Annotated in this window: 15 protein-coding genes; 7 read left to right on the plus strand and 8 right to left on the minus strand. The window is 46.3% G+C overall.

All coding sequences use genetic code 11. The features are described 5' to 3' along the window. Positions 1-48: 48 nt before the first annotated feature. Positions 49-780 carry a FadR/GntR family transcriptional regulator gene (locus tag M495_RS19785; RefSeq protein WP_020828444.1) on the minus strand — a complete coding sequence of 244 codons (732 nt, stop codon included), beginning with the start codon at positions 778-780 and terminating at the stop codon, positions 49-51. A gap of 446 nt (positions 781-1,226) precedes the next feature. Between M495_RS19785 and M495_RS19790 the strand changes: the two genes are divergently transcribed. Next, on the plus strand, positions 1,227-2,540 hold the full coding sequence (locus M495_RS19790) for an MFS transporter (RefSeq protein WP_041414919.1): 1,314 nt from the start codon (positions 1,227-1,229) through the stop codon (positions 2,538-2,540). A 9-nt stretch (positions 2,541-2,549) separates the two neighbouring features. Then, positions 2,550-3,488 (plus strand): 2-hydroxyacid dehydrogenase, encoded by a 939-nt coding sequence (locus M495_RS19795; RefSeq protein ID WP_020828446.1) that lies wholly within the window; start codon positions 2,550-2,552, stop codon positions 3,486-3,488. Positions 3,489-3,513: 25 nt separating this feature from the next. On the opposite strand, the gene M495_RS19800 is transcribed toward M495_RS19795, so the two are convergent. The 5 genes from M495_RS19800 to M495_RS19820 form a co-directional block, all read right to left on the minus strand. Beyond that, positions 3,514-4,104 (minus strand): DUF1120 domain-containing protein, encoded by a 591-nt coding sequence (locus M495_RS19800; RefSeq protein WP_020828447.1) that lies wholly within the window; start codon positions 4,102-4,104, stop codon positions 3,514-3,516. Between the two features lie 14 nt (positions 4,105-4,118). Beyond that, a complete protein-coding gene (locus M495_RS19805) occupies positions 4,119-6,554 on the minus strand; it encodes a fimbria/pilus outer membrane usher protein (protein WP_041415659.1) in 2,436 nt (811 codons plus the stop codon). Between the two features lie 11 nt (positions 6,555-6,565). Next, positions 6,566-7,264, minus strand: coding sequence for a fimbria/pilus chaperone family protein (locus tag M495_RS19810; protein ID WP_020828449.1), 699 nt, complete (start codon positions 7,262-7,264; stop codon positions 6,566-6,568). Between the two features lie 126 nt (positions 7,265-7,390). Further along, entirely contained in the window at positions 7,391-8,086 is a 696-nt protein-coding gene (locus M495_RS19815) for a DUF1120 domain-containing protein (RefSeq protein WP_020828450.1), read from the minus strand. Between the two features lie 205 nt (positions 8,087-8,291). Beyond that, the gene (locus tag M495_RS19820; RefSeq protein WP_020828451.1) at positions 8,292-8,984 is read right to left on the minus strand and encodes a DUF1120 domain-containing protein; all 693 of its coding nucleotides are present in this window, start codon (positions 8,982-8,984) and stop codon (positions 8,292-8,294) included. An 825-nt stretch (positions 8,985-9,809) separates the two neighbouring features. Here M495_RS19820 and M495_RS24705 point away from each other — a divergent pair. The 3 genes from M495_RS24705 to M495_RS19835 are packed head-to-tail and all read left to right on the plus strand — an operon-like array spanning position 9,810 to position 11,207. Next, the gene (locus tag M495_RS24705) at positions 9,810-10,439 is read left to right on the plus strand and encodes a helix-turn-helix transcriptional regulator (protein WP_020828453.1); all 630 of its coding nucleotides are present in this window, start codon (positions 9,810-9,812) and stop codon (positions 10,437-10,439) included. 19 nt (positions 10,440-10,458) lie between these two features. After that, on the plus strand, positions 10,459-10,650 hold the full coding sequence (locus M495_RS19830; protein ID WP_020828454.1) for a hypothetical protein: 192 nt from the start codon (positions 10,459-10,461) through the stop codon (positions 10,648-10,650). Beyond that, positions 10,650-11,207 (plus strand): hypothetical protein, encoded by a 558-nt coding sequence (locus tag M495_RS19835; protein WP_020828455.1) that lies wholly within the window; start codon positions 10,650-10,652, stop codon positions 11,205-11,207. Before M495_RS19830 ends, M495_RS19835 begins: the two co-directional genes overlap by 1 nt. A gap of 379 nt (positions 11,208-11,586) precedes the next feature. Here M495_RS19835 and M495_RS19845 read toward each other — a convergent pair whose 3' ends face one another. Continuing rightward, on the minus strand, positions 11,587-12,294 hold the full coding sequence (locus M495_RS19845) for a DUF1120 domain-containing protein (RefSeq protein WP_020828457.1): 708 nt from the start codon (positions 12,292-12,294) through the stop codon (positions 11,587-11,589). Between the two features lie 823 nt (positions 12,295-13,117). Between M495_RS19845 and M495_RS25640 the strand changes: the two genes are divergently transcribed. Both M495_RS25640 and M495_RS26215 read left to right on the plus strand, forming a co-directional pair. Then, the gene (locus M495_RS25640) at positions 13,118-13,453 is read left to right on the plus strand and encodes a hypothetical protein (protein WP_144079321.1); all 336 of its coding nucleotides are present in this window, start codon (positions 13,118-13,120) and stop codon (positions 13,451-13,453) included. Positions 13,454-13,483: 30 nt separating this feature from the next. Beyond that, entirely contained in the window at positions 13,484-13,798 is a 315-nt protein-coding gene (locus M495_RS26215; protein WP_407694264.1) for a helix-turn-helix domain-containing protein, read from the plus strand. Positions 13,799-13,912: 114 nt separating this feature from the next. Here the strand turns inward: M495_RS26215 and M495_RS19850 are convergent, their stop codons facing one another. Continuing rightward, the gene (locus M495_RS19850) at positions 13,913-14,620 is read right to left on the minus strand and encodes a DUF1120 domain-containing protein (RefSeq protein ID WP_020828460.1); all 708 of its coding nucleotides are present in this window, start codon (positions 14,618-14,620) and stop codon (positions 13,913-13,915) included. Positions 14,621-15,455 lie beyond the last annotated feature (835 nt).

Raw genomic sequence — 15,455 nt, forward strand, 5'->3', positions numbered from 1 at the left:
ACTGTTTCGCCGAAGCAAAAGCAATGCCCGGTGCCGACAGCTCTATTTTTAACTGATGTGTTCAAACATCTGCTGATAGTTTTGCCACGGGCTTTTTTGAGCTGCATGTTCGAGGATCAACCGCATGCGCCAGCGGGCAGCCTGCGGATCCTTGTTCTGTACCGCCACCAAGAGTTCACGATGTTCATGCACCGCTTCTTTGGTTAAGCGCACGTCGGCTTCCAACGTTTGTTTAAATGAAAATGACATGGCAGTGGCCAAAGCATTCCCTAATGAGCGCATAAAAGCATTGTGGCTGGCATCCAGCAATGCCAAATGAAAAGCGAGGTCGCCTTTCTCAAACAGGTATTTTTTACCCAGTTTTTGCCCCTGCCCCATGATGTTACAGGCGTCATTCAAACGGATGATGTCCTCCTCCGTGGCATGGAGGGCGGCTAACGCGGCAATGTTAGGTTCAAATATCAAACGCGTAACTAACAGCTGTTCCATCAATGAGTGGTCGAACCCTTTTTCATCCAGCCAAGACATGACGTCAACATCCAGAAAGCTCCACCGATCCTGCGGGTTCACCGTACTGCGTTTCTTCGCCTGAATATTAATCAGTCCTTTGGCCGCTAATACTTGCAGCGCATTTCGTACCGTGGTGCGGGAAACGGCGTATTGTAGCGCCAAATCATTTTCGCCAGGCAGAGAATCACCGGCGCTCCAGTCACCATCCATGATTCGGCGAGATAATACGCTGATCAACGTTTCAGATATGCTGCAGTTTGTGGTTTTCATTGACGGGTGTTTCTTCTAATTAGTTTTTCAAGAAAGAATTTTAGCTTATTCATGACATGATTATATTGATCATTAACATAACACATTGCCGATTAACCCAAGTGATTTTACATGATAGCATGCGCTAACAGGCAGCCCATACTGGAGAGGTTGTCAGGAACAGTGGGACGAATCACGACACCCCGGAAAACAAAAATAAATAACGATTACTTTCAGCGCATTAGAAATAGAATGACAACCATCAATACAATAACCATTTAAATAACCTACCAAAAACGCCACAAATTTTGGTGTAATTTCAATAAAAATAAAGATAACATGACCAAGCCAGTTTTTATAAAGCGTTTGTAAAACTCAACCTTAGACACATAAAAACAACACAGAGATAAACACAAACGAAATAAAACAACATCTCTGCCATTTAACCCTACTACAGGCAAAATAAAATGGATAATGACCTTCATCTTTCAACCGTAAAGAAAATGAACCTAAGACTTATTCCATTCATCATGCTTCTTTACTTAATCGCATATATAGATCGCGCTAACATTTCAGTCGCCGCATTACAAATGAATGCTGACTTAGCATTAACCGCAGAAATGTATGGTATTGCGGCTGGCATATTTTTTGTCTCTTATATCCTGTTTGAGATCCCCAGCAATATTATTCTCACCCGAGTGGGGGCTAAAATCTGGATCGCCCGCATTATGGTCACCTGGGGGGTGATTGCCATGGGAATGAGCTTGGTACAAACACCGCTGCAACTCTACACCATGCGTTTTCTGCTTGGCGTGGCGGAAGCCGGCTTTACGCCTGGGATCATTTACTACCTTTCCTGCTGGTATCCGCGCAGCGACCGCGCGCGAGCCATGTCGATGTTTTATATCGGTGCGGCACTGGCTTCGCTCATTGGGTTACCAATCTCCGGTGCCATTCTACAGATGAATGATGTGCTGAATATCGCTGGCTGGCGCTGGCTATTCTTGCTTGAGGGGGCACCGGCGATATTATTGGGTATCGTGGTTTACTTCTACCTGGACAACAAGCCGGAAGATGCCAAATGGCTGGGGCCACAGCAGCGGGCCTGGTTGGCAGGCGTACTGACACAAGAAGCCAAACAAACCCCTACGCAGCAAGAGCATCATTGGCAAGCTGCGTTCAAAAACCGCAAAGTGTGGCTACTGAGCCTGATGTGGTTGTTGCAAGCCTTTGGCACCATCGGCATCGGTTTATTTCTGCCATTGATCATCAAAGGCGTGGTCAGCGAGCAAAGCAATTTCATCATTACCCTACTTTCCGCCGTTCCCTTTTTGTTCGCCTGTATGTTTATGTACTTTAATGGTCACTATTCCGACACCCATCGCGCCCGTGCTGTGCCATTGGGGTTACCGCTCATCCTTTCAGGCCTGTTGTTGTTGGCGGCAATTTACAGCACAAACATGGTAATAGCTTACGTTTTATTGGTTTTCACCATTGCGCTGAACTGGGCGATCATACCCATTTTCTGGGCAGTCACGACGGAAACGGTGTCCGGCGTAGCGGCAGCGGCTTCCATTGCGCTGATCAACGCCGTGGCTAATATCGTTGGGCTGGCGCTACCGCCGGTTATCGGTCGAATCAAAGATATGACCAGTAGCTATGATGCCGCCTTGATTATGGTGGCAATCGCCCTGGTACTGGGGGGAATTATCGGTTTACAAGTCGGACGTTGGAAACACATAGCTAAACTGCCGATACACCAAGATACGCCAGAACATTGAGGGGAAAGTATGGAAAACGTTATTTTGCAGATAGCGCCGGTGCCCATGCAATTGACTCAGCGCTTGCACCAGCACTTCACATTATTTAATGCTGCCCAGCTCACTACAGAACAACAGATTGAATTGATACCTCGGGTTCGTGTTTTACTAATCAACGGTGAAACACCGTTGGACGACACCACTATGGCGCGCTATCCCAATCTGCAGTTGATCGCCGTTTTTGGTGTGGGGTATGAACGTGTAGATGCTCAAGCCGCCTACAAGCGTAATATTCAGATTAGCAATACGCCGGGTGTACTCACCGACGACGTTGCCGATTTGGCCTTTGGGCTGATGCTGGCGTGCTCCCGCCAGATTGTCGGTGCACAGCGCTTTATCGAACGCGGTGATTGGGCTGGCCAGAGCTACCGTTGGACAAACAAAGTCAGCGGTAGCCGGCTCGGCATTCTCGGCCTGGGTCGTATTGGTCGGGCTATCGCCCGGCGTGCTTCGGCGTTTGATATGTCGGTAAGCTATCACAGCCGTACTCAGTACGCGGACTTTGCAGGTGAGTACTGTGCAACGCCGCAAGCACTGGCGGCGCACTGTGATTTCCTGGTGGTGTGCGCTCCTGGGGGAGACGGTAGCCGCGATCTGGTCAATGCCGAGGTGTTACAGGCTCTCGGCCCCACGGGGATTTTAATCAATATCGCTCGCGGCTCGGTCGTAGATGAGGCTGCTTTGGTGAACGCCATTGAACATAAGTTGATTGCCGGCGCGGGGCTGGACGTGTTCTGCGATGAACCGCACGTGCCAGCTACACTGCTGCAACGCGATAACGTGGTGATCACCCCGCATATGGGCAGCGCCACGGAAAGCACCCGCAGGGCAATGTCGGAGCTGGTTTACGAAAATATTAGCGCCTACTTTGCCGGCAAGCCTTTGCTTACTGTGACAGAAAAACCGTAACGGGCTCGCATCACCCTTCTGAAAATCAGTCTATCAACTCCAACGTCAGGTGAGCTTCGCTTACCTGACGGGAAGCGATACGGGCGGCACTCTCCGGCATTATGGGTTCAATCTCGACGCGTGCAGTAAAACTTTGCCCTTTGACCAATTGACCATTTTGCACAACAGCAAATACCTTACCGGGTTGCAACATCAAGCTGGATTCGGGTGCGCCATCAAGCAGTCCGGCCTGAGCCGATGATGCAACCTGCACATTCTGCCCATCCAGTTGAAAGTTCAGCAGTCGGATATTAACACTGCCCTGCTCACCGTAGCGTAGATCGCCATTGGCGGCACGATCACCGCGTAGTACCAAACGCATCGTCTGGCTATAAGGACACACCACATTGAGGATCAGCGTACGCTTGCCTGGCGTCACCGCATTGCTACCCGCCACGTCCTGCAGTTGCCAACGCGATTGGGTACCATAGTCGATTACTGGCGTGCCAGCGGACAAACTGCATCGCGTGTCCACAGGTAAGAATGATTGGGCCTCAGTAATACGGGTATCAATGGCCGAAAACACCGGCTGGCTCATTGTTAACCCCAACACCAGAGCCGTAAAAATTTTTCTCATATCATGTTTTCCTGTCAGCGGCATACTGCATCGGCAGTTTCATACAAGCCGCTGGTGCCAGCCTGTGCCGGTAATGAAAGGGGAAATGAACATATCGTTTTACCGGAAACCTGCACGTCCAGTTTGTTGGATTCAGCCGCATCGGAAATAAATACGCTCCCCTTGTTGCCAACTACGGTGACAAAATTGCCAGCCGCATCAAATACGCTAGCGCCGTAAGGCAAAGGTTTATTCTCGACATCTTTAACATCGACTAACACCCGCCGAGTGCGTATCACATGAAAATCGACATAACTCACTGAACCACGTGCCGCCTCAGTCTCCTGCCAGGCATTGCTGATATCGACATTTTTCGCCAGGCTGCGGGTATCCACCTGAATGGCGGAACGCTTATATCCGCTAAGGGATGGCAGAACCGCATAACCGCGCCCATCAGTCCAAATTGGGCCTGCTGGAGAGTCCAGACGAACACCGGCTTCTTCTCCAACTTTAGCGATGCCGAAAGTATCATTGACACGGTAAGGAGAAAGCGTAATGCCGTGGGGGTGAGCCACAATGGCTCCCGAGGCACGTGCCGACCAAGACGTGTAGTTGTCCGAATCCTGGCTTATGCTGCCGCTTAGCTGGCTGACCGGAGTAACCTTATCGATGCTGCCGGTAGCGGATGTGCGCCGATTGCGGAAATCACGTTCGCTGGAGAGGCTCCATCCCCCGTCCTGTTGGCCGCGATCGCTATAACGCATTCCGCCGCGGCTGCCGTTACGTGAGCTGTTATTAAGGTAGCTGCTGATGCTGCGGCTGTCGCCAAATGGGATATTGACCGTGATATACAGGCGAGTTTCCGCATCGCTGTTGCGGCTGCCGGTATCGTGATCCAGGGTGGCACCAAGGTAAACGCGATTAAACTGTTTACTCCAACCGCCGCGTACGTAATTTGTGGCATCGCCAGCAAAGGTGCTGCTGCGGGCCCAAGACAAAGACAGGTTGCCGAGGCTTGCCAGCGACCAACTGATGCCACCGCCATACTGGTTTCTGTTGCGACCGGCAGTATCCAAACTATCGGTTTGCAGTGCATCACTTAAATCTCGATAGCCAGACGTTTGTTGAACGGCATTGACGCTAACCCCAATGCGCTCTGTTAGCTTATGGCTTAACACTGCAGTAGCCGATAGCCCCTTGTTGCCGTGGGTATCGTCCTGCGCGGCAGTGGTTTGCATAGAAAGAAACGTAGCATTAAACAGCTGACTATCCACGCCTACGGCGGCTGCGCGATAAGGTGAAGAACCGAGCAACCCCGCGTTGAGGGCCGTGTAGGGATTAAGCACCCAACCGTTAGCCAGAGTACCGATCAACGGTGCTTCGCTGCTACCTTGCTGATCAAGCTTACCGATGCCAAATGACATTCCTGGAGCAACAGCAGGCCCATTCATCAACAGGGTGGAAGCGGGTACGGAAAACTGGCGCTTCTCACCGTTGCCGCCAGTTACCGTCACTAACAGATCGGAACGGGTATTTAGCAACGAGAACCCCTGCAGGCGAAATGGCCCGGCAGGCACGGTAGTGCTATAAACCAACACGCCAGATTGACGGACTTCCACTACCGATTGACTATCAGCAATACCTTCGACCAATCCCGCTCCACCGCGACTACTTTGCAGGGCGGCCTCCGGGAACACCTGGAGCCCCAACACCTGCCCCGTGCCAAACATCGAGTTGGACAAACTAACCTGCCCGGCCTGAAATACCTTTTTAATCCCCGAGAAAGTGCGCTGCGCATAAGCTGCCTGATGCTGCATTTGATCTTTGCCATTGAAACGGGAAAAAGTCTGTTGGCTACGAACAATCCAGTCGCTGATATTAAAGCCGGCCTCCGTCCCCAATTGCATAAAGTTCGTACCCGCAGAGGCTCCGGCAGAATCCATATACTGTGCATCGTAATTCAGCATGCCGGCAAAGCCGCCGTGGTTCCAACTCCCTCTATCCATATCGGGAGCGATCACTGCTTCTGGAGGTAACACCACATCAACCCTAGCCTCGCCCGGTTCAAGGTTCACTTCGGTTTGAGGCCAGGCAGTTTTCAGATCAAAACAGGCGATTTTCTTACTGTAACCAGGAGGTGATATCAGGCCGGCCTCTTTCTGAAAGGCCTCATCGGCACACAACTTTCCGCTCTGATCAAAACGAACTTTAACCTTACCCCGGGCGTTGCCATTAATCGTCAAGGCCACAGTGGATTCACCAGGCAAAAAACGTGGCGACTGACGAAACCACTCGGCAAGCTTAGGATCAATGCCTCGCGCCAACATTGCCTGGTGATCAAACTCAACATCATCCGCTCGTTCATCCGGCACAGCAGCCAACACAGGCGAAGTCGTGGCCAATACAGCCAACAGAGCCAATGACAGAACTGAAAGTGTTGGCCATACGTTAACGTGATCGTCGTGTCGCATCAGCCCCACCGTCAATGGCTTAATTCAGCATCATAGCTGTTGACGGTATAGCCCCAAGTGGTGGCCGGAGAAATTCGAACCTGCTGACCGACGCCAGCTTTCTTGCCACCGTCAGGTGTAAGCGTGAACGTTTGGCCTGGTAAAACATAACTGTTAGGCAGCATCCAGTGGGTATTATCCGGTAGCGTTGTCACTCCCTGGCCCAGCCGCACTACGTAAGGCGATGGATTATTAACCATTAAGCTGTTGCCACTTTGCTTCCAGACCAGTCGCTTCCAGGGGGCAGGGTCTCTTTCCAATCCTGTTGGACGGATAATAACCGGCAGGTTTTGACGCACTGTCATGCGTACTTCATTTTTACCTTTTTGCTGCGGCGGCACACCTTCAAAAATGACGCGTGTCAGACGTTCAGTTGTCAGCGGCGTTTTGTTGGTCAGAATAAAACGTACGCGCTGGGTTTTACCTGGCTCAACGCGCGCCGCTGGCGGGGTAACACTCACCAGGGTTTCAGGATCATCTTTGATATTTTCCAGCGTGGTCAACAGCAATACCGGAAAGCCATCGGTATTTTTAATGTTAATTGCACCTTCGCCATCATCTTGTTCGACCACCACTACTGAAGTCTCAGGCACCATACCGGTTGCATGGCTGCTGGCAGAAAATAGCAGCAAGGAAACCGCCCCAATATTAAACAGGGAAGAAAGGGTCATTATTTTCACCATTCGTATTAAAAAGGGCCGTTGCTGAGGGTACATCCGATACAGCGGCCAAAGGGGCAAAAAGGCCCCGTCGGAGGGCGGGGCAATGGCCGAGCGCACACGCCCGGCTAAAAGGAGTTAAAGGTAAACAAGCTCGATAGTGGACGACCCGTTTAACTGCACAGGTTTGGTCAGGTCCAAATCGGAAGCTTTATTGATATAGGCTCGTACCGTTACTTTACCGGTGAGTTTTTGGAAGGCGACAGGTTCGGAGGCACCACTGGTAGCCCAAGATACCTGACGAACGGCAGTGTCATTATATAAAACACCCTCGCCGCCTTTTGTCCAAGAGGCTTCGCCAACGTTCTTATAGATACTGTCAACATTCTTGCTATCTGCAATCACGCTGCTATCTTCGATTTTGATGACATATCCCCCGATACGATGGGTACCATCAAGCCCCAACCCCACAATAGGCACATTACTTTTGCCAAAGATATTAACCAGACTGGCGCCACCGGCCCCATCGGTAGTCGCCCCCGCCACGGTATTTGGACGGTTATTAGTGGCTTTCAGAGCCACTTTCGCTGGGGCTGCACAACTGATGGAAAGATCCAACTGCTTCTCATCCAAAGCAGTAAATTCGTCCAGCGACAGCGACCCTGCTTTAATTGTGCCGTAATCAATAGTGCCCCCACCGGAGACCATTGGCGTACAGGCCGCAGGCGTAATAGTCCCTATGACCTTTACATCTATACTTGCGGCGAGAACTGGCAGAGAAGTGGCTGCCAATACGGCCAACACACAGAGATTTACTTTTGTCTTATTCATCATAAAATGATTCCTTTCTTCATATCGAAAATATGTATTGCAGGCCAATAAATTAACAATTGCCACCATCAACCATTATAAAGTCAATATACACAAGAAAATTAACCCAATAAGGAATTAAAATTAAAAACCCATATGGAAGCATCACTAATAATCAGCCCACTGAAATATCCTTTTCAGGAAACCAATATCGAGTTGAAAATATACCTTATAGGTACACTAACTCGATGGTGCTCAAGCCATCCAAAATAACCGGTTTGGTCAGATCCAATTCAGAAGCTTTATTGATATAGGCTTGCACCGTTAAGTTTATGGTTAAGTTTTTGAAGGCCGCAGGCTCTTGGACCATGCCCTGCATCCACGAAAGCTGACGTTTAACACCAACGCTATAGAGGCTACTATCTTCCCCCGTCCACTTCCCTGCACTCCCCCCTCGCGTGATGATTGGAGTAGTGCTACCGTCTGCTTTAAGCCCCGTGGCGCTGATCGCGTATCCCCCGATACGTGCTGAGTTACTGAGCCCAAGACCTACTACTGCCGTTGCTCCACTCACTAAACCACTAACAGGAGAAAGACCCGCACCAGATACCGCATCTTCAGTATCAACGCCAGCCAGCGTATTCGGACGACCATTCTTCGTCTCTAGCGCCAACTTCACCGGTGCATCGCAAGCAATGGTTAAATCCAACTCTTTTTTTTCTAACTTAGTGTAAGCATCCAACGTCAAAGAATCAGATTTGATAATGCCATAATCAACGGTACCATCACTGGTCAACGTAGGAGTACAGCCGGATGGCGTAACGCTACCGGTAACCTTTACTTCTATATCTTTTGCCAACGAAGGCAAAGATGTGATTGTCAACACGGCCAACGCACAGGCGGTTATTTGCATTTTTTTCATTCGGATATTGCTCCTTTTCCCTAAGTCAAATAGCGGATATTTTCGCCAGTCCCATTTGAGGCAGAGTATGACAAGATATTTACAAAGTTAAAAACGAAACCAACACACAAAATCAAATACGATTGAAAACATCAATCTTGTAATACAATCAATTGTTCCTAATGAAAAAAAACATAAAACAGCCATTTTTATGGGATTTAATTCTGATTTTTTATACTTTTCAGTCTATGAGACCAGAATCATCGTGCTTGCGACATAAAATCGCAGAGCCGTCCTGGGCTCACCACAGCTGCGTGAACGTGAAAAGTGTCAGATACTGAAGATTCGCCTTACGCCCATTTGTTATTCATATGACTTATGGCGTTTTTGATCCTGCGAGCAAGGCGTCTTACTCAGAAAATTGACCTGCACCAATTCAGCAGGCAAGGGCTGTCACGAAAGCCTTTCAAGAGATAATCCATATGCTAACTCAGTAAAGAAAGGGAGTGATTCTTCATGCATCAATAATAACCACCGAAACCAAGAGATAAAAAACGACAAATAGCAACAAGAAATTAAATACAAACCAACGAACAAAACTCCAACTTTGTATTACAAGAAAATTCTTTACGAACTTAATGTCCATCACATAATCCTAAAAAGGATAAAACCTCCGTTTTTTTATTGGTATTAAAATACATAGTCACACCAAACATAACTAGCGATATAATCGTTAAGCAAAGCATAATTCAGACTTATCATTGATAGCTATCACCAACCCTGCTGGCCAATGATAACCCTAATGTGTGCTGATATGGGAAATGACACTTACTGCTAGGGAAGCTTATGTTCAGAGAATCTATAACCGTATTTTTATCAGATAAAAATCGCTACTTCACACATGGCATCAAATTGGCGTTAGAGAGCTATTTTCGATCAAAGAATGTGAATGTGCGTTTTACTGAAAATGCCTTCGAATACAGAATGGCAGACGTCATCTTCCTGGCGGCCAACCCAAGCGAAAGCACTCTGCCTCATTATCTGTATTCACAGGCAAAAGCTTGCTGCCCGCTGGTTTTCTTGATCGATGATGAACGAATAGCAGCACCAGCTTCCCACTCAAGTGGCAGGAAGAAATTCACTCATATCTCTCGCAACAAAAGTGTAGCGGCTTTATTAGAGACCTTCGACCGCGTCATATTAGCCAATGTCATTCAAAATAAAAGAAATCGCTGCGATGTTGGTTATGCCTCCCGATTCGCCAGGTTCTCTACCAGAGAGTATGAAGTCATTCATTATCTCTCTTTAGGCCTACCCAACATTTTGATTTCACGGAAACTGAACCTGAGCGAAAAAACCATCAGCCAGCATAAACGTAACGCGATGCGAAAGCTGAAATTTAAACGCAATGCCGAGCTGCATTTTTGGCTGCTTTGTGGCGGTTTAAAGGATGTGGGGCGGCATGTTCTGATGTAACCCAAGCACAGGAAAATTCATGATTATTTTCAAACGTCTTTGCTCAAATAATAGACCAAACATGGAAATAAATGCATTTTTCTCTATGCAGTTAACAACGTCACCTATCGGTTTTTCTGATTGTTCAATTAAAAGTAAACGGATAATAGACAACTCAACAGCAACGCAGCAGAAGGCAGGTCAAAGCAAGTTGAAGGAAAGCAAAAAGTGATGCTAAACCGCGCAACCCTGCTTGGTTCAATCAGCATGTTACTATTATTACTGGCGCTGCTGCCTTCACTTTTGAAAATGATTAACGTGTCTGCTATTCCTGCGGTGTGGAACTCTACTCAAGATGACCGCCCATCGCCTAATACTCCTCCGAGCGAAGACACAGGAGAGCCAAAAGGCGGAAAGCATCAACTGCTGTTAACCGACAACGATACCCTGCCAGAGCAAGCTGAGTTCACAATCAGACGGGGAGAGAATAAGATACTCAGTAAGAGCCTGGCAGATTCACATAAATGCTATTGCGATATATCGGTTGAAAGCGCTTCGGCCAAATTCAATTTTCAAATCATCCAGCAGGAAGTGAAAAAATTTGTCCGGAAAAGAATATTGTCACGTAGAAGGTTGGCGGGTTTGAGTTTTAGAGTCACTAAAAACATTAAAATAAACAGCAGAGATAAGCAGCCCGTATTTTTCGAGTACGGGCATTTATTTGATAAAGTGATATCTGGCAAGTCACCCTATGAACACTTTATGAAAGTCGGCGAATCCCCGAGGTAAAAACTGAGCTTCCTATGACTCTATACGAATACGCCATGTGGCTCCAACGAAATGAGTGCAATGGGTTTCTTATCGAGGAAGAGGTTTATACTGCCGATCAGCACTTCAAGCTAGCGATGGTTGTACGTAATCTGAAGCGCTTTGGCCAGAATATCGGGTATAGGGCAGTATGGAACGTCACGAGTATACGCGACAATATTCGACGGTTATTACTGGTCTTTAGTGCCACTTACCCTGGAGTGGCACAACTGCCAATGGTTTTTCATTCAATGCCAGCGAACCAGCCTTAAACTCTTCAAACCTCGCGTGAAACATCGCTTATAATCAGCCTGATGAAATATCCCCCACCGCAAATCAATACTAAATCGAAAAGTATGACTTACAGATAAATCAATTCAAGGGTGGTCAAACCGTCCAAGATGACCGGTTTAGTCAGATCCAATTCAGAAGCTTTATTGATATAGGCTTGCACCCTTAAATTTATGGTTAAGTTTTTGAAGGCATCAGGCTCAGGGGAAGAGCCCCACGCCTTCATCCACGAAAGCTGACGTTTAACACCGATGCTATAGAAGTTATATTCACCACTATCACCACTACCATTAGTCCATTTCCCAGCCTCCCCCTCACGTGTGATGGATATAGCTCCTACCCCTGACCCAAAGTGGATCGCGTATCCGCCGATACGAGCTGAGTTACTGAGCCCAAGACCCACTACTGCCGGTGCTCCCCTCGACCCATTTAAACCACCTACTGGAGAGAGAGCCGCACCTGATATCGCATCTTCAGTAGCAACACCAGCCAGCGTATTGGGTCGTCCATTTTTTGCCTCCAGCGCCAACTTCACCGGTGCATCGCAAGTAATGGTTAACACCAAATCTTTTCGTTCTAACTTAGTGTAAGCGTCCAACGTCAAAGAATCAGAGTTGATAATGCCATAATCAATAGCACCATCACCAGGCAGCGTTGGGGTACAGCCCGATGGGGTAATAGTACCAGCAACCTTTACCTCTATGTCTTTTGCATAGGAGGGCAACGATGTAATAGTCAACACGGCCAACGCACAGGCAGTTATTTGCATTTTTTTCATTCGGATATTGCTCCTTTTCCTTAAGTGAAGCAGCGAATATTTTCGCCATTCCTATATGAAACAGAGTATGGCAAAACATTTACAAAGTTAAAAATGAAACCAACACACAAAATCAAATACGATTGAAAACATCAATCTTGTAATACAATCAATTGTTCCTAATGAAAAAAAACATAAAACAGTCATTTTCGTGGAATTTAATTCTGATTTTTTTTTACTTTTCAGTCTATGAGACCAGAATCATCGTGCTTGCGACATAAAATCGCAGAGCCATCCTGGGCTCACCACAGCGTCGTGAACGTGAAAAGTGTCAGATACTGAAGATTCGCCTTACGCCCATTTGTTATTCATATGACTTATGGCGGTTTTGATCCTGCAAGCAATGCGTCTTACTCAGAAAATTGACCTGTACCAATTCAGCAGGCAAGGGCTGTCACGAAAGCCTTTCAAAAGATAATCCATATGTTAACTCAGTAAAGAAAGGGAGTGATTCTTCATGCATCAATAATAACCACCGAAACAAAGAGATAAAAAACGGCAAATAGCAACAAGAAATTAAATACAAACCAACGAACAAAAATCAAACTTTGTATTACAAGAAAATTCTTTACGAACTTAATGTCCATCACATAATCCTAAAAAGGATAAAATCTCCGTTTTTTATTGAAATTAAAACACATAGTCACACCCAAAATAACTAACGATATAATCGTCAAACAAAGCATAATTCAGACTTATCATTAATAGCTACCCCCCCCTGCTAGCCAATGATAACCCTAATGTGTGCTGATATGGGAAATAACATTTACTGCTAGGGAAGCTTATGTTCGGAGAATCTATAACCGTATTTTTATCAGATAAAAATCGCTACTTCACACATGTCATCCAATTGGCGTTAGAAAACTATTTTCGCTCAAAAAATGTGAATGTGCATTTTACTGAAAATGCCTTCGAGTACAGAGTGGTCGACATCATCCTCCTGGCAGCCAACCCAAGCGAAAGTACTCTGCCTCATTATCTGTATTCACAGGCAAAAACTTGCTGCCCGCTGGTTTTCTTGATCGATGATGAACCAATAGCAGCACCAGCTTCCCACTCAAGTCGCCGGAAGAAATTCACTCATATCTCTCGCAACAAAAGTGTAGCGGCTTTATTATAAACCTTCGGCCGCGTCATATTATCCAATGTCATTAAAAATAAAAGAAATCGCTGCGATGTTGGTTATGCCTCCCGATTCGCCAGGTTCTCAACCAGAGAGTATGAAGTCATTCATTATCTCTCTTTAGGCCTACCCAACATTTTGATTTCACGGAAACTCAATCTGAGCGAAAAAACCATCAGCCAGCATAAACGTAACGCGATGATAAATCTTAATTTTAAACGCAATGTCGAGCTGCATTTTTGGCTGCTTTGTGGCAGTTCAAAGGATGTGGGGCGGCATGTTCTGATGCAACCCAAACACAGGAAAACTCCTGATTATTTTCAAACGGATTTTCTTATATAATAGACCAAACATGGAAATAAATAAATTATTCTCTATGCAGTTAACAACGGCACTTATAATCAGCCTGATGAAATATCCCCCACCGCAAACCAATACTAAATCGAAAAGTATGACTTACAGATAAATCAATTCAAGGGTGGTCAAACCATCCAAGATGACCGGTTTAGTCAGATCCAATTCAGAAGCTTTATTGATATAGGCTTGCACCTTTAAGTCTATGGTTACGTTTTTGATGGCATCAGGCTCAGGGATCGAGCCCCATGCCTTCATCCACGAAAGCTGACGTTTAACACCGATGCTATAGAAGTTATCTTCACCACTATCACCATTACCGTTAGTCCATTTCCCAGCCTCCCCCTTACGTGTGATGGGTATAGCTCCTACCCTTGTCCCAAAGTGGATCGCGTATCCGCCGATACGAGCTGAGTTACTGAGCCCAAGACCCACTACTGCCGGTGCTCCCCTCGACCCATTTAAACCACCTACTGGAGAGAGAGCCGCACCAGATATCGCATCTTCAGTAGCAACGCCAGCCAGCGTATTGGGTCGTCCATTTTTTGCCTCCAGCGCCAACTTCACCGGTGCATCGCAAGTAATGGTTAACGCCAATTTTTTTTGTTCTAACGTAGTGTAAGCGTCCAACGTCAAAGAGTCAGATTTGATCATGCCATAATCAATAGCACCATCACCAGACAGCGTTGGGGTGCAGCCCGATGGGGTAATAGTACCAGCAACCTTTACCTCTATGTCTTTTGCATAGGAGGGCAAAGATGTAATAGTCAACACGGTCAACGCACAGGCAGTTATTTGCATTTTTTTCATTCGGATATTGCTCCTTTTCCCTAAGTGAAGCAGCGAATATTTTCGCCAGTCCTATATGAAACAGAGTATGGCAAAACATTTACAAAGTTAAAAATGAAACCAATGCACATAGCTAAATACGATTGAAAACATCAAACCTGTAATACAATTAATTGTTCCAGAAGAAAATAAACACTCAACAGTCAAACCCACAGGATTTAATTCTGATTTTTCTTTTTTTTTAGCCTATGAGGCCAAAAACACTATGCTTGCGACATAAACTCGTCGAGTCGTTCTTAGCTTACGCTAGCTGTACACCTATGAAAAAAATGAGATATTGAGAAATAGCCCTCTCCCATTTGTTATCCGCATGTCCTATGGCGAACTTAAGCCTCGACGTTGCGGCTCTTATTCAAATCGGTTACGCATAGATGTTTACCGATGAGCGCAGCATAAAATAGCAGCAACGATACCTTTCAAGATCGCTAACCGGACCTCAGTAAATAAATGCCAAGTATTAATTTCCAGCATTACTAATCACAAACAGAGACATTAATAGATAAAACATTAAAAAACAAAAGAATTTAAACGTTACAAAGTATAAAACCCCAAATTTGTATTACAATAAAATTATTTTTAAGCTGTACGCTCTGTACCTGACATATAAGAAGATAAAAAATTCGTTTTATTATAAACATTAAAACATCATGTAACACTAAGAATGACTCATGATATCATTGACAGAACAAACGCGAAGAAAAGCAACTTGGCAAAATTCAATTTAAAAAGCATTCAGCCGGAAGTAAACCTTGTCCTAACAATGATAATTTCATGAACAATTTTAAGGACTTTAATC

The organism is Serratia liquefaciens ATCC 27592 (assembly GCF_000422085.1).
Classification (GTDB): Bacteria; Pseudomonadota; Gammaproteobacteria; order Enterobacterales; family Enterobacteriaceae; genus Serratia; species Serratia liquefaciens.